At 59.7% G+C, this 16,540-nt stretch carries 18 protein-coding genes; 7 read left to right on the top strand and 11 right to left on the bottom strand.

Features of this window, described 5'->3' with window-relative positions:
• The first annotated feature begins 17 nt into the window (after positions 1 to 17).
• Positions 18 to 224, top strand: coding sequence for a hypothetical protein (locus AB0N72_RS16290; RefSeq protein WP_363932988.1), 207 nt, complete (start codon positions 18 to 20; stop codon positions 222 to 224).
• Positions 217 to 1,680 carry a protein adenylyltransferase SelO gene (locus tag AB0N72_RS16285; RefSeq protein ID WP_363932991.1) on the top strand — a complete coding sequence of 488 codons (1,464 nt, stop codon included), beginning with the start codon at positions 217 to 219 and terminating at the stop codon, positions 1,678 to 1,680. The genes AB0N72_RS16290 and AB0N72_RS16285 overlap by 8 nt, the downstream gene beginning before the upstream one ends.
• Positions 1,681 to 1,737: 57 nt before the next feature.
• Here the strand turns inward: AB0N72_RS16285 and AB0N72_RS16280 are convergent, their stop codons facing one another.
• The 4 genes from AB0N72_RS16280 to AB0N72_RS16265 form a co-directional block, all read right to left on the bottom strand.
• The gene (locus AB0N72_RS16280; RefSeq protein WP_363932994.1) at positions 1,738 to 2,037 is read right to left on the bottom strand and encodes a hypothetical protein; all 300 of its coding nucleotides are present in this window, start codon (positions 2,035 to 2,037) and stop codon (positions 1,738 to 1,740) included.
• Positions 2,038 to 2,041: 4 nt separating this feature from the next.
• A complete protein-coding gene (locus tag AB0N72_RS16275) occupies positions 2,042 to 2,512 on the bottom strand; it encodes a MarR family transcriptional regulator (RefSeq protein ID WP_363932997.1) in 471 nt (156 codons plus the stop codon).
• A 77-nt stretch (positions 2,513 to 2,589) separates the two neighbouring features.
• Complete coding sequence (locus tag AB0N72_RS16270) at positions 2,590 to 3,051, bottom strand: hypothetical protein (RefSeq protein WP_363933000.1); 462 nt, start codon at positions 3,049 to 3,051, stop codon at positions 2,590 to 2,592.
• A gap of 166 nt (positions 3,052 to 3,217) precedes the next feature.
• Positions 3,218 to 3,799, bottom strand: coding sequence for a DUF1349 domain-containing protein (locus AB0N72_RS16265; protein WP_363933003.1), 582 nt, complete (start codon positions 3,797 to 3,799; stop codon positions 3,218 to 3,220).
• A 202-nt stretch (positions 3,800 to 4,001) separates the two neighbouring features.
• Between AB0N72_RS16265 and AB0N72_RS16260 the strand changes: the two genes are divergently transcribed.
• Positions 4,002 to 4,400, top strand: a complete 399-nt coding sequence (locus AB0N72_RS16260; RefSeq protein ID WP_363933006.1) for an STAS/SEC14 domain-containing protein — start codon at positions 4,002 to 4,004, stop codon at positions 4,398 to 4,400.
• 19 nt (positions 4,401 to 4,419) lie between these two features.
• Here the strand turns inward: AB0N72_RS16260 and AB0N72_RS16255 are convergent, their stop codons facing one another.
• Positions 4,420 to 5,196: an AraC family transcriptional regulator gene (locus AB0N72_RS16255; protein WP_363933009.1), complete on the bottom strand. Its 777-nt coding sequence runs from the start codon at positions 5,194 to 5,196 to the stop codon at positions 4,420 to 4,422.
• A gap of 49 nt (positions 5,197 to 5,245) precedes the next feature.
• Here AB0N72_RS16255 and AB0N72_RS16250 point away from each other — a divergent pair, with 49 nt between their 5' ends.
• Positions 5,246 to 5,704, top strand: coding sequence for a DUF2000 domain-containing protein (locus AB0N72_RS16250; protein WP_363933013.1), 459 nt, complete (start codon positions 5,246 to 5,248; stop codon positions 5,702 to 5,704).
• Positions 5,705 to 5,734: 30 nt separating this feature from the next.
• Here AB0N72_RS16250 and AB0N72_RS16245 read toward each other — a convergent pair whose 3' ends face one another.
• Entirely contained in the window at positions 5,735 to 6,472 is a 738-nt protein-coding gene (locus AB0N72_RS16245) for a GAF and ANTAR domain-containing protein (RefSeq protein WP_363933015.1), read from the bottom strand.
• Between the two features lie 119 nt (positions 6,473 to 6,591).
• On the opposite strand from AB0N72_RS16245, the gene AB0N72_RS16240 reads away from it, so the two are divergent.
• The 3 genes from AB0N72_RS16240 (at position 6,592) to AB0N72_RS16230 (ending at position 9,756) form a co-directional block, all read left to right on the top strand.
• The gene (locus tag AB0N72_RS16240) at positions 6,592 to 7,047 is read left to right on the top strand and encodes an SRPBCC domain-containing protein (RefSeq protein WP_363933016.1); all 456 of its coding nucleotides are present in this window, start codon (positions 6,592 to 6,594) and stop codon (positions 7,045 to 7,047) included.
• 151 nt (positions 7,048 to 7,198) lie between these two features.
• The gene (locus tag AB0N72_RS16235) at positions 7,199 to 8,596 is read left to right on the top strand and encodes a potassium transporter TrkG (RefSeq protein WP_363933019.1); all 1,398 of its coding nucleotides are present in this window, start codon (positions 7,199 to 7,201) and stop codon (positions 8,594 to 8,596) included.
• Positions 8,597 to 8,799: 203 nt separating this feature from the next.
• Positions 8,800 to 9,756 (top strand): alpha/beta hydrolase, encoded by a 957-nt coding sequence (locus tag AB0N72_RS16230; RefSeq protein WP_363933020.1) that lies wholly within the window; start codon positions 8,800 to 8,802, stop codon positions 9,754 to 9,756.
• 368 nt (positions 9,757 to 10,124) lie between these two features.
• Here AB0N72_RS16230 and AB0N72_RS16225 read toward each other — a convergent pair whose 3' ends face one another.
• The 5 genes from AB0N72_RS16225 to AB0N72_RS16205 form a co-directional block, all read right to left on the bottom strand.
• Positions 10,125 to 10,382, bottom strand: a complete 258-nt coding sequence (locus AB0N72_RS16225) for a VanZ family protein (protein WP_364081349.1) — start codon at positions 10,380 to 10,382, stop codon at positions 10,125 to 10,127.
• Between the two features lie 457 nt (positions 10,383 to 10,839).
• Complete coding sequence (locus tag AB0N72_RS16220) at positions 10,840 to 11,454, bottom strand: LPXTG cell wall anchor domain-containing protein (protein WP_363933024.1); 615 nt, start codon at positions 11,452 to 11,454, stop codon at positions 10,840 to 10,842.
• A 171-nt stretch (positions 11,455 to 11,625) separates the two neighbouring features.
• Entirely contained in the window at positions 11,626 to 13,371 is a 1,746-nt protein-coding gene (locus AB0N72_RS16215) for a DUF4012 domain-containing protein (RefSeq protein WP_364081336.1), read from the bottom strand.
• A 123-nt stretch (positions 13,372 to 13,494) separates the two neighbouring features.
• Positions 13,495 to 14,808 (bottom strand): UDP-glucose/GDP-mannose dehydrogenase family protein, encoded by a 1,314-nt coding sequence (locus tag AB0N72_RS16210; protein ID WP_363933028.1) that lies wholly within the window; start codon positions 14,806 to 14,808, stop codon positions 13,495 to 13,497.
• Between the two features lie 48 nt (positions 14,809 to 14,856).
• Positions 14,857 to 16,323: a sugar transferase gene (locus AB0N72_RS16205; RefSeq protein WP_363933029.1), complete on the bottom strand. Its 1,467-nt coding sequence runs from the start codon at positions 16,321 to 16,323 to the stop codon at positions 14,857 to 14,859.
• Between the last annotated feature and the right edge of the window lie 217 nt (positions 16,324 to 16,540).

Below are 16,540 nucleotides of genomic sequence, written 5' to 3'. Positions count from 1 at the left end.
AACACAAGAAATGAACCATGGACCTTATCGACGCCCACTCTGTAGTGATCTTCGGGGTACTGCTCGTTCACCTCATCGGCGTGATGGTTCTCGCCGCTTCAGCCGTGGCCATGGGGACAGCTTTGTTTGTGGTCGTCCTCGCCGTGCGGGCATTCAAACGCACGGCGAGGGCAACCGCCAGGACCGCCCGATCAGAAACGGCACTATCCTTAATCAATGAGTGACATCGCCCCGTCCACCATTGCCTTCGAAGGAAAATTCGCCCGGGAGTTCCCCGAGTTGGCTGTTCCGTGGCGTGCGGAGGAGGCTCCGGATCCGCAGCTTTTGGTGCTGAACCGGCCACTCGCCGTCGAGCTTGGTTTTGATCCTGGTTTCCTCCAAAGCCCGGAGGGCGTGCGGTTGCTGATCGGCAACGCGCTCCCGGAGGATGCCACCCCTGTTGCCCAGGGCTATGCGGGGCACCAGTTTGGTTGGTATTCGCCGCGGTTGGGGGATGGGCGCGCCCTGCTTTTGGGCGAGGTTGCCGACGAGGACGGGAAGCTCCGCGACATCCACCTGAAGGGTTCCGGCCGGACGCCGTTTGCCCGCAATGGTGACGGGCAGGCCGTTGTTGGTCCCATGCTTCGGGAGTACATCGTCAGCGAGTCGATGCACGCCCTGCACATTCCCACCACCAGGTCACTGGCAGTGGTGGCCACTGGGCGCTCGGTTCAGCGTGAGACGATGCTTCCGGGGGCGGTCCTGACCCGCGTGGCGAGCAGCCACTTGCGGGTTGGCAGTTTCCAATACGCCAGGGCCAGCGATGACATGGAACTTTTGCGCCGCCTTGCTGACCATGCGATCGAACGCCACCACCCGGCGTCGGACGGTGAAGCGAACCGCTACCTCGCCCTCCTCAAGGGCGTCATAGCGGTCCAGGCGCGCCTTGTAGCGCAGTGGATGCTGGTGGGTTTCGTCCACGGCGTCATGAACACGGACAACATGACGGTCTCCGGCGAAACCATAGACTACGGCCCGTGCGCCTTCATGGACGGTTTCGATCCCGGCGCGGTGTACAGCTCCATCGATGAGCAAGGCCGCTACGCGTACCGCAACCAGCCGGTGGTGGCCGAGTGGAACCTGGCCCGCTTCGCTGAGTCGCTGGTGCCCCTGATCCACGAGGATGAGGAGCAAGGAGTCGCGCTCGCGGTAGAGGCGCTAGGTGGCTTCCGGCAGCAGTACAGCGCTGCGTGGTTCGGCGGCATGCTGGCCAAGCTTGGGCTGCCTCAGGACATTGACGACGCCGTTTCGTCGCCTTTGGTGGATGACCTCCTTGGGCTGGTCCAGGAGGCGCGCGCGGATTACACCTCGTTTTTCCGCAACCTCAGCAAGGCGGCCCGCGGCGACGTCGATCCCGCGCGCGGTGCGGTTCTTGACCTGGCAGCGTTCGATGACTGGCTGGAGCGTTGGAAGGCAGCTGCACCGGACGCTGACGCCATGGACCGGGTCAATCCGGCATATATTCCGCGGAACCATTTGGTGGAAGAGGCCCTCGCGGCGGCAACCAGCGGGGATATGGGCCCGGCTGAGCGGCTGCTGGAAGCGGTCAGTGAGCCCTTTGTGGAACGTCCCGGCATGGAAAAGTTTGCCGAGCCGGCACCGGATAGCTTCGGCCCCTACCGGACGTTCTGCGGCACATAAGCGAAAGGCAAGCGACCCGGGACGGAGTCGCTTGCCTTTACTTGCTATCGGTTCTGTCTAGCTCCAGACAGCCCGAACCACCATGTCTGCACCGGCAGCCAGGTGGTCGCCGGTGTGGCCTGCGTCCAGGACGCATACGTCTTCTGATTCAGGAGGGCCAGTGGATACAAGGCACTCTGATGCCCTGAAGCTCAACAGGTCTACGGGAAGGTTGTCGCCAATGCGAAGTTCGCTCATGATGCCCTTTTTGCTTGTCCGGGCTTCCAAAGTGTCGCGGGCCCGGGGTTTGGAGAGATGTCTCCTGATGACGCCGGACTTCATCAGCGGATAACTCCATACTGCCTTGATAAGTGGCATCCGTCTATGTGAGCGTGCGCGGGGGCTGGCGGAGGGTGGTGTCCCGAACGATTGCCATGAGCTCGTCACGCAGGCCTTCGGAGTCCAGGTCGACAGTTGAGAGCACGCTGTTTTCCTGGCCTTGGGACTGTTCCAGCAGGTCCCGGCCCAGAGGGGTGATCGACACCAATTGGCTGCGCCGGTCGAAGCGGTTCGGTTCGCGCGTGATGAAGCCTCTGGCTTCGAGCCTGTTCAAGAGTGGCCCCATGGTCTGGGCTTGCACCCGGACGCTCTGGGCGAGTTGGCCAGGCGTTATCGGTCCCGCCGAGGCAACTGCGTCCAACGTAAGAACCGCCGGGTAGGTCAGTCCCAGTGGGCGCAGTTTCTCGTTCCACGCCAGTTCCACCAGCCTCGCCGCCGTGGACAGCAACCGGCTGGTTGGCCAGTGGTCCATGTCAGGCATCCAGGCACCCCCTGCCTTGAAAATAGTCAGCATGCTTACAAAGTAGTCAGCTTGCTTACTAGGCTACATCAGCCTCAGGCGGAGGTCTTGTGGTTCAGTTGTGCAAAGGCTCAGGAGAGCTCGTAGGCCGGCCGGCCACCGTTGCGCTCAGCGCTGTGCACTTGAAGGGCCCGGCGCATGGCTTGGCGGTTTTCTTCGGCTGGTTCGGATTGGCCCGCCACGCGGTAGAGGTCCGCAGCCCACTGGAATTCGTCGGCGGCAGAGCGGAACCGGGCTTCATCGAACAACCTCCGGCCAATGTGGTGGCGGACGTAGGCTTCCTCTTCAGGGGAGCGGGCGGTTCGGAGGGCTTTTTCGTGAAGGACGGCGGCGTCGTGCCAGCGGTACTGCCGTTGATAGACCTGGGCCAGGATCAGTAACAGTTCGCGGCGGTCGGGCGAGTCGGGCAGCAGCTTGAAGCCTTCGTCCAGTGCCTGGGAGTCCCGGCGAAGCAAGGCAAGGTACCTGATGCGCTCCACGGGCGGACACTCACCGGCCAGGGCAGCTTCCAACGCGCCGCGGTTGATAACCACGTCGCGGAAGGTCGAAGGGTCAGTACGCCAAAGACTTGCAGTTTCTTCCACCGTGATGTGCCCCCCATAGGACTGGTATGGAGCTAACTGAGGCCGCAGCCGCCGTCGATGGCAAGCTGCGGAAGATTCCATAATCTCATGAAGTGACCACCCCGCAAGCTGAGCATCAGTGGAGCTGTCGGTCCGGGGGAGTGGACCGCCATGAGTGGAACGGAACCGTCAGGCCGGCTCGGGTGGGAGCGCAGGTGAACGGCCCTGCGAATGCGGTCAGCTCCGGCGCGAATGGGACCACTCGCACCAGTTGCAGCGGGGCCTCGCCCGCAGCAGCGCGGATGGTCAATGCGTCGCCCGAGCGACTGATCCGCAGGCGGACGCGGCCTCCGTTCCATTCGGGGACAGGTGCCAAGGACCAGTCCGAGAACCGGTCGGTGACAACCGCGCCCAGTTGAGCGGCGCCGTCGGCGTATTCCACGCCGGCCTTGACCCAATGCTCGGCGCTGACGCGGACGAAGATCCCCGCTTGGTCGAACTGCTGCGAAAACGCGGCGGTGAATTCGACCTCCATGGCGCTGTCCTGCGGAAACGGGGCAAGCAGCGCGTGTTCGGTCTCGTGGACGAACCCGTAGGAGGTGACGCGCCAGGCGTCGCTGTTCTCGGCGGCGGTCACCAGGAGGTCGGTTTCATGCTCGACGACGGCGGCTGGCTGGTTGGTCCACTCGCCGCGGTTCCACGGGATTTCCGTACTCACAGTGCTCCTTGATTTTCGCGAACAATGACTCCACTCTGGCACATGGCACGCTTGTGCCAATTACGCGGAAACCGAGCAGGTAGCGCGTTCGTTGTTATAGGCAAAAGGTGAGTACAGATTACGGGTGTGCTCGGCAGATAATTGGCCTTTACTGATTCCAGCGCTTGTACGCAACGGGCGAGGAAAACTTGGGAGGTGCGGGATGGAACAGATTGAGCTGGACGATAGCGTCCTCCGTCTGGAAGAGGGACTCCTGCACCTGGTTTGGAATCACGGCGTGCGCATCGAAGCAGGCAACGCCCGTGCGGCCATGGACGCCGTCAATGAACTTGCCCACGGCCATTCGTTGCCGCTGTTGGTGGACATGGCTGCCACTACCTTCCTGAGTCGTGGAGCGCGTGAGGTCTTTGAGCAACCCTGCGCTGCGTACAGGATCGCCTTGCTCGGCGATAGCCCGGTGGACCGCACAGTGGCCCAATATCAACTCAACACGAGCCACGTCCCGTGTCCCACTATGTTCTTTACGTCGCGTCTGGAGGCGCTGGCCTGGCTCGCTGAGGCGCCACGGCCCGAGGACACGCCACTCCCGGCAGCCATGTGACCGGGCCCCTCGCCCGGCATCAGCGCGCGAATGTCCCCGGAGTGGTTCCGAGGACCCGCCGGAAATGCCTGGTGAGGTGTGATTGGTCGTGGAATCCTGACTCCACAGCCGCTTCGGATGCGGGGACGCCGTCCAGCAGGAGGCGGCGTGCGCGGTCTACCCTGCGTCCTGTGACGTAGCGGTACGGGGCGATGCCGTAGGCCTTGGAGAAGGCGCGCACCAGATGGCCCGGATGGGCCCCGAGGATGCTGGCGGCTTCAGCAATGGTGAACGAGTCGAACAGGCGGTCGTCGAGCATCTCGCGCAACTGTCGGGCCAGGGGCGCATCGTGTGCAGGCGAGTGGGCGGGACCCAGATGCGCCCGCACTGATTCCTGAAGGGCCAGGACGCCGCATTCGGCGGCCATCGCGTCTGCGGGGGAGGCAAGGGCCGCATGAATGCCGTTAACCAAGGAGACCGCCGACGGGTCGAGCAGGGTCGGCTGGGACGCCGCGGCGTCTGCGGCTTCGCCCGGCAGCCAGTCCTCGCTCAGGTACAGGACCCGCTTGCGGAAGGCTTTACCCCCGACGGCGGAACGTCCGTCGTGCGGGACGTGCGGGGGCAGCAAGGTGATTGAGGCTGGTGCTGCGAGATGCTCGGTGCGGTCGAGGTCGTAGGTCACCGCGCCCTGGTCGATGAGCAGGACAGTCCAGTCGGCATGCGTGTGGGATGGGTAGCTGTGATGCTCGAACGTTGCGTGTAGCACTTCCCGGACGTGGGGCACCGCTGGATGCCATGCCCGTACTGAATCGCCCATGTTAGAAATGTACAAGACGCCCTCAATACGCTCTTGCCATGCTGGGTTCATGCATGAAAATTCAACTGCCACCATTGATTCCTTCTCTGCAACAACCGGGCGTTTCGACACGAAAGTCGTGGTGGTCCTCAACGAGGATCTGCTGCCGTGGCAAGAGCTCAACGTGACAGCCTTCCTCATGAGTGCCATCGCTACGAGTGCGCCGGACCTGACGGGAGAGCCGTACCGCGACGCCGACGGCAACCAGTACCTCCCGATGCTTCGGCAGCCGGTCCTGGTGCTGTCCGCAGGCTCGGAGTTGCTGGCCACAGCCCGCGACCGGGCTCTTGGGCGAGGCATTCCCACCGCCGTGTACACGAGGGAGCTTTTCTCCGCCGGGCACGACGAAGCGAACCGGGCTGCGGTGGCTGAAGTCCCGGCGCATGAGCTCGACCTCGTGGGAATCGCGCTCCGCGGCCCCAAGAACGTGGTGGACAGGATCGTCAAGGGTGCCCGGATGCACGACTGAAAAGGTGGGCAGTCCGCCAGCCTTCCCGGCCTAGTCCTCGAAGTTCAGCTTTCCTTCGGTGCTTCCAGCCACCTTTTCCAGGATCTCTTCGGCCACGGCCCGGAGTTTCTGGTTGCGGTGGCTGGAGGCAGTGGTCAGTAGCTTGAATGCTTCGTCCTGGCTGCAGCGGTTTTGGGCCATGATCACACCGCAGGCAAGGTCGATGGCGGTTCTGCTGGCCATGGCGGCTTTGAGGTCGGCGTTGAGTTGGTCCGTATTTTCGATCCGGATGGCCAGCCGTATAGTGCTTCCGGCTACGTCAGCAAAGGCTGCGGCCTCACGGATGACCTCTTCGGTGAACAGTCCCGGCGCCGGGGCGAAGAAGTTCAGGACGGCTTCCGAGGTTTCTCCCAGAACCATGGGCACCCCGAGGGCGCTGTGGACGCCTTCTGCGGCCAGGAGCCTGCTGTATTCGGGCCAGTTGGTGTCGGTTTCGACGTCGGCAAGGAGCACCGGCCGCCCCTTGTCCAGAGCGGTGAGGCAGGGACCCTCCTGGAGGCTCTGCTCGAGGCGGTCAAGCTCGATGGCCCGTTCACTGCTGCCGGCAACTGTTGCAGTTCGTTTACGACGGCGAAGGGTCACCGCGCAGTCGATTGGCGCCCCGCTGCTTTGGCTGATGGCGGTTGCTGCAAATCTGGTGAGGCCATCAAGGATCCCTTTGATATCGGCGGTGCCGGCTACCAGTTCGTGAAGCCCGCGGATGTGCTCGCCGTGATCAAAGGTCTCCATGGGGCCAATCGTAGGCCACTCTTGCGCTGGTGGAACCACTACGTCGCGGGCTTTCATTTCAACAACGTCCGGGTACCATCAACCCATCACCGCATTCCCGCGCAGAGGAGCCGGAAGCCATGTCTGAAATATCCGATGGAACCGCAACCACAACCAGCAAAACTTTCAGCCGTGAAACACGCGTGGCCAACACCATTGATGCACCTCCGTCCACAGTCTGGGGTTTGTTGACCGACGCCAAAAGCTACCCCGAGTGGAACTCCACTGTCGTATCGCTCGACGGCGAAATCGCCCCGGGAGGGAAGCTCAAGTTGGTCTCCACGCTGGATCCCAGCCGTACTTTCAACCTCAAAGTCAAGGAATTCCAAGCGCCCACCAAACTGGCTTGGGGTGACGCGTTGGGAACCCGCGTTTACACCATTACGGAGACCAACGATGGCCGGTCCCGTTTCGAGATGTCCGAGAAAATCGGCGGCCCTGTCTTTCCGCTTTTCGCCAACAAGATCCCGTCCTTTGACCAGAGCTTTACCCAGTTCGCGGCCGACCTGAAGACTGCAGCCGAGAAAGCCGTCTAATAGATCCCGGCAAGCGGCCCAGGGACACGCCCATAAGGCCTGCACGCCCTAGGCGTTAAGGATTCGTCAAGAAATCCCTGATTCCCGCCTGTTCTTTTCATCGTGGTGTTAGTTTCGGCGCACGAAGCCGACGCACCAAGAAAGTCCGGGCATGACCGAACGCTCCCTCATCCGCCGTAGCCCGCTGCAATTGGCTGTTGCTGAACAAGGACAGCGACTGAAGTCAGCCTTGTTTCACCCGGTCCGTTCGGTGCCCCTTGCATTCCTGGCTGTGATCGTCGTCGGTGCCGGGCTTTTGATGCTGCCCATTTCCCGGACGGGGGAGGGCGGCGACATCTTCACCACCGCGTTGTTCACCGCTGTTTCGGCCGTCTGCGTCACCGGCCTCATCACCGTGGATACCGCCACTTTCTGGACGCCGTTTGGTCATGCGGTGATTATGGGCCTGATCCAGGTGGGTGGCTTCGGGATCATGTCCTTAGCCACTCTGCTGGCCCTGTTCGTGCGAAGGACCATCGGCCTGCGTGGCCAGCTGGTGGCACAATCCGAGACGCACACCTTGAACTTCGGGGACGTAAAGTCTGTGCTGTTCAGGGTGCTGAAAATCATGGCCTTCTTCGAGGCCGCCACCGCGCTCGTCCTGACCGTCCGCTTCTGGATCGCTTACGACGACGACCTCGGCACCGCCGTCTGGCACGGCATTTTCCACGCCGTTTCGGCGTTCAACAACGCAGGCTTCGCCCTGTACAGCGATAACCTCATCGGTTTCGCGGAAGACCCATGGATCATCGTGCCCATCTGCGCGGCCATAGTTGCCGGCGGACTGGGCTTTCCTGTGATCATCCAGCTGGTCAGAAACCCCTTCAAGGTGAGGAACTGGACCATTCACCTGCGTCTGACCGTCTTCGGTTCGTTGCTCTTGCTGATTGTGGGCGTTGGGCTCTTCGCCCTCTTTGAATGGAACCGCCCGGAGACCTTGGGACCGCTGAGTTTCGGCGGGAAATTGTTGGGCTCCCTGGCAGGCGGGGTGTTCCCGCGGACAGCAGGCTTCAACAGCATCGACTACGGTGCGGCCACGCCCGAAACCCTGATGGTCACCAACATCCTGATGTTCATCGGTGGCGGAAGCGCAGGAACCGCCGGCGGTATCAAGATCACTACATTCCTGGTTCTTGGCTTTGCCATCTGGAACGAAGTCCGCGGACGCGAGCAAGTCACCATCGCACACCGTTCCGTGAGCTCCTCCACTCAAAGGCAGGCGCTCACCGTCGCCTTGCTGGGTGTCGGCGCAGTCATCCTGGGAACGCTGCTGCTCCTCATGGCCACCGACTACAGCCTGGAGAAAGTGCTGTTCGAAACCATCTCCGCATTCGGAACAGTTGGCCTGAGCACGGGAATCACCTACCACCTGCCTCCGACTGCCGAGTGGGTACTGATGGCCCTGATGTTCACAGGCCGCATCGGCACAGTCACGGTTGCTTCAGCCATCGCGCTGGCCTCCCGCCCGCGGTTGTTCAACCTCCCTGAAGAACGCCCGATTATCGGCTAACCGCCCGGAACTACGACGGCGGCGCTGCCGCCGCCTTTGGCGGGGGAGCAGCGGAGGTGGGGTCTACTTGACCATCTCATCCTGAGGACGGGTGGCGTCTACCCCGAAAGGGGTACTCAAGTGAGCACCGTGGGGTGACGCGCTCGTGGCCCGGAAACGGAAGGCTGGATACAGGGCGCATGGGGCGCGCTGGGAAGGCATGTTTGAAGAGGTCAGTTAAGAAGTTGCTCGTGGCGGTCGCCGTCGTCGTAGGGGTCTTGGCAGGGGGTCTGGCCACAACCACCGTGGTGAATGTGGTGGCGACCAACTCAGAGAGCAGCAAGATCGAGTCCTACGGCCAGCGCTTGGACGTGGATGGCCGAAAGATCAACGTCCTCGTGACTGGCAGCGGACTTAAGGATGTCGTCCTCTTACCCGGATTCGGAACGTCGTCGCCGGTTTTGGACTTCGCGCCGCTGGTGAGGGATCTTTCCAAGGACCACCGCGTGATTGTGGTGGAACCTTTGGGTTATGGCTTGAGCGATGGCACCGATCGGGAACGGACCACCGAGAACATCGTGCAGGAAGTCCATGGGGCGCTGCAGGCCCTGCACGTCAACCGCTACATCCTGATGGGACACTCGATCGCCGACCTCTACGGCATCGACTACGTCAACCGTTACCCGGAGGAAGTGAGCGCATTCGTCGGCATCGACACCTCCGTCCCCGGGCAACCCGGGATGGATACCGAGTTCCCGACGGGGCTGATGTCCGCGGCGAAGAACCTGGGCTTGCTCCGGCTGCTCACTGCAATGACTTACTTCAACGACAACCCCGCCTATACCGACTACGCCCGCGAGCAGATGCAGATGCTCACCAATCGAAATTCCATGTCACCCACGTACCTCAACGAGATGGCCAACATATCCACGAACTTCCAGCGTGCCCTGGGAACCAGTTTCCCGAAGGAGCTGCCGCTGCTGCTGTTTGTGGTTGCGGAGAACAAGCAGAACCCGGAGTGGCTCGAACTGCACCGCCGCCAGGCCGCAAGTGTCACCAACGGGACCGTAGTGCCACTCTCCGGCGAGCACTACCTCCACCACACGCACGCGGGGGAGATCGCGGATGGGATGCGGCGTGGGAGGCTCAGCGGGTTTAGTGGTGTACCAGCACGTAGGTGACGATTGCGATCGTTGCGACGAGTAGCACTGCGAGACCAACATAAGCGGGCCATTTCGGCTTTGACTTGTGTGGGTTTATGTCAACGTATGGCAAGCGGTGTCCTTTCAAAATGCTGCGTTGCTGAATTGTGTGGGGCCTTTTTTGGGCGCGCCGACGCCCCCACAAGGAAAGGTCAGAACGGCACGCCCCTGTTGGGCAACAATGGAATGGGACGTGCCGCCCTGCAACATCATAAGGGTACTTTCAAGATAGCAAAGCATCTTGAAGTAGTGCTGCCCCTGGATTCAGCGCAGAATATGAAGTTTTTTATGCTTGCAACAGAGGTCCGCAAAGGTGCCTGATCCCGGGAGGATCCGTCGACGCAGCGCTACGCCGACACCTTCTGGGACGAAGAATCGTTGGCGAAAAGCCTTCGGGCCACAATTATCCCTATGACGGCACCGAGCGTGTTTGTGACTAAGTCCAGCAGACTGTAGTAGCGCTCAGGAAGAAATAGGAGCTGTCCTAGTTCTACAACCGTAGATGCTCCAACTGCATAAATGAGAAGATGCCAACCCCGCTTTGAGGGCAGAGCCATCGCGCTGAAAATTCCAAATGGAACAAACATTGCTACGTTGGCGGACATCTCAACGAAGTGATAATCGATCCAGCCTGGAGCTCCCTGACGATGGAGATACTCGAGGACTGACAGGAGGGGGGCGGATATCGGTTTGTCGACCGGAATCGGCCAGAAGCCAACGGTAGCCACTACGCCTAAATAGGCGCCAAGCGCGATCCGCCAAATCGTAGTGTAGTAGAGACGGGAGTTCATGAGGTTAAAAGGAGGGCACACGCACTCAGTCCGGCGGCGGCCAGAGCCAGACAACTTAGCAAAACATAATGAAGCAAAGCTGAGGAAAGTGCTTGGCGTCTGCCAGCAACCGACCTTTGGCCAATCCACACTTGCCTTCTTCTCCAATGTCTCCCCATGCTTTCCATGGATATCACACGAGGCATCCGCACGGAAGGAAAGGCAATGAGTAAGGGTGGGTCTCCAGCATCAGCTGGAGACCCACCCTCGATACTTTACTTCGACTCCTGACTTAGGCAGAAACCTCAGTGTTCTTCGAGCGACGGCGTGCGACCACTACAGATGCCGTACCTGCGGCGAGTGCGCCAGCGCCGACCAGCGACCAGAGAACGAGGCTGGAATCAGCGCCGGTGTTTGCGAGTGGTACGCCGCCGGTGTTGGCCAGACCAGTTCCGGTGCCGCCGCCAGTATTCGAGAGTGCTGCGCCGCCAACTACGACCGTTACGGGACCAACCGTTTTGCCGGAGGAGTTACCGGTAGCGGTGATTGCGTATGCGCCTGGCTCGTTGATGACGATTGACGTGGAGAATGCGCCGTTACCATCGGCCACAGCTCCAATGGTTGAAGGCGCAAGCGCAATGCGACCGACGACCGCAAGGCTGCCTGCCGAAACACTGCCGCCACTCGCTGCGGGAGCGCCGGTCGGAGTGACTGTGATGGTGATACCTTCACCGGGCGTAAAGCCGGTGCCGCTAAAGGTAAAAGCTTCACCCGGTGCAACGGCTGCGTCCGATACGGCCACGCTGGTGTTGGGCGCCGGATAGTTTGAGTTGCTTGCTACGGCCGGTACCGCGCCGACAAGCGCGATTGTGCCCGCAAGCGTAAGCGCTGCAAGAGATTTCCTCATGTGTGTCCCCCCTGAGACTTTTGTGGTGCGACGTTGTGTTTGAGATTCCGAGACCCTACGAGACCGTAAGAGAAATCTGATGGTGCTGCCCAAGTAGAATCTATCATTTGCTGGGGCATCCGGCAAAGAAAATCCAAGCTCGTTACAAACGGTTAACTTTCGGGTTATGAGCTATTCACATGGGCTGGGTGTAGCGTCCTGAAGGACATCTTTGACTGCTTGAGTCGTAGGCGTGACAACGATTTTGGGGTCGGAATGCTGAACGATGTGACCGAAGTTGAAGTCAAGGCTCGTACTTTCGCCTGGTCCCAGCAGGATGGTGGAGGTGCCCACGGCCCGTTGCTCGTGACGCTGTGCCGCAAAGGCTATTTTTTTCCCATCCTTTACAACAGTGTCAATATTCGACTGGGAGGGTCCGTACGCTACGACGTTGGTCTGAACGGACCCTGGAGGCACCCCGTATGCCCCACCTCCTGTCACGTAGTCCGGCAGCGACTTTGCGGCGTCGCTAGGAGCGGTATTGGTGCTGGTGACTCGGATGCTTACTTCGCGATATCCATCTTTGGTGCAGTCTCTGACTACCTTGACGGTTCGTTTCACCCAGTAGTCCATCTTCGCGCCAGTGCCATCGTTAAAGTAGATGCCGAACTGAGTCGGAGAAACGCTGGGCCCCGACACCAGTCCTGCCAGTGGATATTTGCCCAAAATTTTCTGTTCGGGTTCCATCTTCGACCAAATCAGGATGCGTCGTTCGGCTACCCCTTGTGAGACGGCATCCATTAGTGCTTCTGCATTGCTGTTCCCCGCCGAGAAAGCGGAAAAAATCTCCTTCGCCGCACCCGCAAAGTATGCGTCTTGAAGTTTCGGATCTTTAATGGACGCATAGGTGTCTGAAAGTAAGGTTTTAACAACGTTGCCGCTGTTCAGCTCCGAGGGTAATCCACGCCCTGCTCGTGCCAAAGTTGGGTCGGTGATTTGGACTGGACCCGTAGCCTTAAGCAGGTAGCTCAGGGCCACGGGATCGAGTGATAGGGCGCCGTCGAGCTTTTCCCCTGTCCTCGTCTCCCACATAGAGACTGCAACGCTTCCCGTGGTTGCGAAGTCTGGCGTGAGATTAACGTCCTGCATGAATTTGCCGATACGGCCAGAGTAGATGGCCGCCTCTTCCGAATCTGTAGGAATGGGGGGAGCGAACGAGCCTAGGGCTCCAGCGCTCGTTTGCGACTCCAAACTGATCTTGCCGTGATCAACTCGAAGCACAGCGAGGGCGCCGGGAATGCCTCCTGTACTCCGAGACTCGGCGCTATTCTGCATAAGAAGAAGATAGGTACGAGGGACGTCTGCGCCGAGCATTGATGGGGCCAAAACCGCTGCGTCCGCTGCCGTATCGAGTTGGCCGCTGATGGAGCTAAGTTCAACTTGAGCTTGTAGCAAGGGGCCAGAAACTTGAGGAACCAAGGCAGTAGAATCAATTGCGGCAAGTCTCTTGGAAGTCTCTCTCACAGCATGAGAAGCGGCCTGAACCTGTGGCGCAGCACTCGTGAGAGGTTTAAGATCGATCCCATCTGGAGTCGGGCGAAGAGTATGCCAGTCGAGGGACTCGAACGCATTGACGAGGGGCACGGCCCCGAGCCGGGCAACATCGTCAGCGGATGTTGCGATTTCGCTGGCCGCAACCAAATTGGGTCCCACCCACGGAATAACCGAAGTTGCCTTCCACAATGGGTCGTTAGCTGCCTCTCGGGCCGAAGTCGTGTGCTGAACGAGGTCGTCGACGGTTTCCGCGGCTCCAGCGGCATCTTTTGCGGCGATTTGCGACTTTAATGTTTTCACTAGTGAAGTTGCGCTCAAGAGCTCCGAATTTATCACCGTGGCCCTGGAAAACAACCATGCACTTATACCAAAAAGGACAAGCACGGTGATCGCGACCCATAGAGCGACGCGACCAAGCCGCCTGCGTCGGCTTCGTCTGGACGCTTTTGGCCTAGCACCTTGGGTTTGACGATCAGACGACAGAGGCATTCTTGTGTTCTCCACTGTCTAAGGCCGGCCCAATCCGCGGTAGTGCCAACCCGCCGCGCGCCATTTAGCAGGATCGAGTACATTCCGGCCGTCAAGAATGCGGGGAGCAGCTACTGACTCCAATAGGAGATGCGGATCGAGATCGCGGTACTCCTGCCACTCCGTAAGAAGTAAGACAGCATCGGCACCTCGGACTGTTGCGTCAACAGTTGGTTCATACTGCAGTTCGGGAAATCTTCTCGCTGCATTGCCCAAGGCTTTAGGGTCCGTGACTGTCACAACCGCTCCCTGGAGTTGCAGCTGAGCGGCAATACTCAACGATGGTGAATCGCGAACATCGTCGCTATCTGGCTTGAACGCCGCACCCAAGACAGCAATCTTCTTTCCAAGAAGGCCATCGCCACACAGCACTCGCGTTAGCTCCACCACCCGCGTCCGACGCCGCATGTTGATTGCATCGACTTCCTTCAGGAAGGTCAGTGCTTGATCTGCGCCAAGTTCCCCTGCACGCGCCATGAAAGCGCGGATGTCTTTTGGTAGGCATCCACCGCCAAAACCAATACCTGCATGGAGGAACTTTCTGCCAATTCTGTCGTCCATGCCAATGGCATCTGCTAGCCGAGTCACGTCCGCTCCCGCCGCATCACAAAGCTCCGCCATGGCGTTAATGAACGAAATCTTGGTTGCTAAGAACGAGTTGGCTGCCGTTTTAACAAGCTCGGCTGTAGGTAAGTCCATCACTAGTCGCGGTGTGCCGCCTTTAAGGGGGGTCGCGTAGACCTCGTCCAGCGTCGCAACCGCAGGATTGTCCTCGGATCCATCTTCAACGCCGTAAACGAAGCGGTCGGGGTTCAGAGTGTCCTTAACGGCGTGGCCTTCGCGTAAGAACTCAGGATTCCAAAGGAGCTGAGCGTCGGGCTGACACTCTTTAATGATTTCTGCGAGCCTTGCGGCCGTTCCGACAGGAACTGTGGACTTGCCGACAACGACGTCACCGGGGCTAACGAAAGGTAGAAGCGAGTGAATCGCGGCATCGACGTAGGTCATGTCAGCGCCGTTTTCCCCTTTCTTCTGGGGTGTGCCAACGCAAACAAAATGAACGTCGCAGTCGGCGGCAGCCGAAAAGTCGGCGGTGAAGGTGAGACGGCCTGAAGCTTCGACATCCGCCAACAGCACGTTCAATCCAGGCTCGAAGAAGGGCGCAGTTCCACCAGACAGGCCATCTATCTTCTGTTGATCGATGTCGATGCCAACTACTTCATGGCCCAATTTCGCCATGCAGGCAGCATGCACGGCCCCAAGGTAGCCGCAGCCTATAACAGAAATGCGCATGTACGAGTGCCTTCCCCAGATATGAGTTTCATTTGCCTTCAAGCGGGCCTAGACGGCGCCCGTGCTTGCGAATACAGCTTTGAACGTCTTGAACAAAATGACCACGTCTCCCATTAGAGACCAGTTTTCGACGTAATAGAGGTCCAGTCGAATGCTCTCCTCCCAGCTGAGATTCGAGCGGCCGCTTACCTGCCAAAGTCCGCTCATTCCAGGACTCACATACAGGCGTCGGTGGGCCGCATCGTCGTAGAGAGCCACTTCGCCATCACGTTGAGGGCGGGGACCTACGAGACTCATACTGCCGCCCATCACATTGATAAGTTGCGGCAATTCATCCAAGGAGTATTTCCGAAGTACCCGCCCAAGCGGCGTGATGCGCGGGTCGTTCTCTACCTTGAAGAGCGGTTTCCCTGCTGATCCTTGTGCTGCGAGTAGTGCTGCCAGTTCGTTGTCGGCGTTTGGACGCATTGAACGGAACTTGAGCATTTCAAAGGTAGTGCCACGAAGGCCGACGCGGGTCTGTCGATAGAACACCGGACCACGACTGGTTAACTTCACTAGTGACGCGATCACAATGAAAAGCGGTGAAAGAACAACCAATAGAGAACCAGCGAAGATTAAGTCGAAGGCCCTCTTGGCTACCTTCTTACCGCCCGTTAGCTTGGGAGTCGAGACGTGAATCAGCGGAAGGCCAGCCACTGGCTGGGTATGAATCCGAGGGCCGGCAACATCGGTCAGCGCAGGTGCCAGGATCATTCCAATATCACGTGCAGCTAGCTCCCAGCCGAGCTTTCTCAGATCTTTTGGCGTGATATTTGCACCAGCCGATATCGCCACAGAATCAGCCCCAGTCGTGGAGATTGCGTCCATGATTGATGTGACGTCAGATCCAAAGCCGGTTACCATCACCGATTGCTCGGCTTTCGAGGCTGCGTCTTCAAACTCCCCAGGTAGGTGTACAGCGATTGGCACGTACCCCGCGCTCGGAACAGTGCGCAGGGATTCCACCAGGTGCGCGGCCGACTGCGGACTCCCGACGATCAAAACCCTGGAGCTGCTCTGGCCACGCTGGCGTTCCATGCTCAAGTGTTGGCGAATAAGCCATCGAGCCGCTAAAAGACCTACAGCTCCCGCAGGAAACGCGAGCCCCACATATCCCCTGGCAGTGTCAATTCGAAGAGCGTAGGAGAGGATTGCAACAAATCCAAAAAGCCAAGCAGAAGCGGAGATTATTCTCTTGTACTCGTCAGCGCCGCTTCCGAGTACTTTGTACTCTCTCGTGCCCCAAAACTCGAGCATTGTCCACCAAGCCAAGACTAGGACAACCGAGAGAACAACGTAGTCGAGCTCTCGGATGCTGCCATCGGTAAGGTCGGCAAAGCCGAACCGCACTCCATACGCGCCAACTATCGCCCAGACGATTACGCCAGCATCGACTGCCCGAATCCGACTGACATATTGACTGCGCCAGTCTGCCCGTTCTCGGGCTGCGCGCAGTCCGATAAGCTGTGCCATGTTGTGCCCCCCAAGGATTGGTCGATGTCCGCAGCTCATTGTCGTATGAGCGCCCGAGCCGCGCCAATGTTACCGCGTTGGCGCAGGCCTAATCATTCATTGTCATAGGCCTTAACAGTTCACCCCGGTTCATCTTCCCAGGCACACAGCGCAATCATAGACTAGGTCGATGCCTCTCCCGGGTCGACCTAGCCTGTCTAGGGCCAATGAATCTAAT

It is taken from the genome of Paenarthrobacter sp. NPDC089307, from assembly GCF_040685055.1.
Taxonomy (GTDB): Bacteria; Actinomycetota; Actinomycetes; order Actinomycetales; family Micrococcaceae; genus Arthrobacter.
The sequence above is the reverse complement of the archived record's forward strand: the minus strand, read 5'-3'. Positions and strand labels throughout refer to the sequence as shown.

Excerpts from the sequence above, each read along its gene's own strand:
- AB0N72_RS16290 (WP_363932988.1), top strand. The coding sequence starts at position 18 with ATGGACCTTATCGACGCCCACTCTGTAGTGATCTTCGGGGTACTGCTC.
- AB0N72_RS16285 (WP_363932991.1), top strand. The coding sequence starts at position 217 with ATGAGTGACATCGCCCCGTCCACCATTGCCTTCGAAGGAAAATTCGCC.
- AB0N72_RS16280 (WP_363932994.1), bottom strand. The coding sequence starts at position 2,037 with ATGCCACTTATCAAGGCAGTATGGAGTTATCCGCTGATGAAGTCCGGC.
- AB0N72_RS16275 (WP_363932997.1), bottom strand. The coding sequence starts at position 2,512 with ATGCTGACTATTTTCAAGGCAGGGGGTGCCTGGATGCCTGACATGGAC.
- AB0N72_RS16260 (WP_363933006.1), top strand. The coding sequence starts at position 4,002 with ATGGAACAGATTGAGCTGGACGATAGCGTCCTCCGTCTGGAAGAGGGA.
- AB0N72_RS16255 (WP_363933009.1), bottom strand. The coding sequence starts at position 5,196 with ATGGGCGATTCAGTACGGGCATGGCATCCAGCGGTGCCCCACGTCCGG.
- AB0N72_RS16250 (WP_363933013.1), top strand. The coding sequence starts at position 5,246 with ATGCATGAAAATTCAACTGCCACCATTGATTCCTTCTCTGCAACAACC.
- AB0N72_RS16245 (WP_363933015.1), bottom strand. The coding sequence starts at position 6,472 with ATGGAGACCTTTGATCACGGCGAGCACATCCGCGGGCTTCACGAACTG.
- AB0N72_RS16240 (WP_363933016.1), top strand. The coding sequence starts at position 6,592 with ATGTCTGAAATATCCGATGGAACCGCAACCACAACCAGCAAAACTTTC.
- AB0N72_RS16235 (WP_363933019.1), top strand. The coding sequence starts at position 7,199 with ATGACCGAACGCTCCCTCATCCGCCGTAGCCCGCTGCAATTGGCTGTT.
- AB0N72_RS16225 (WP_364081349.1), bottom strand. The coding sequence starts at position 10,382 with ATGTCCGCCAACGTAGCAATGTTTGTTCCATTTGGAATTTTCAGCGCG.
- AB0N72_RS16220 (WP_363933024.1), bottom strand. The coding sequence starts at position 11,454 with ATGAGGAAATCTCTTGCAGCGCTTACGCTTGCGGGCACAATCGCGCTT.
- AB0N72_RS16210 (WP_363933028.1), bottom strand. The coding sequence starts at position 14,808 with ATGCGCATTTCTGTTATAGGCTGCGGCTACCTTGGGGCCGTGCATGCT.
- AB0N72_RS16205 (WP_363933029.1), bottom strand. The coding sequence starts at position 16,323 with ATGGCACAGCTTATCGGACTGCGCGCAGCCCGAGAACGGGCAGACTGG.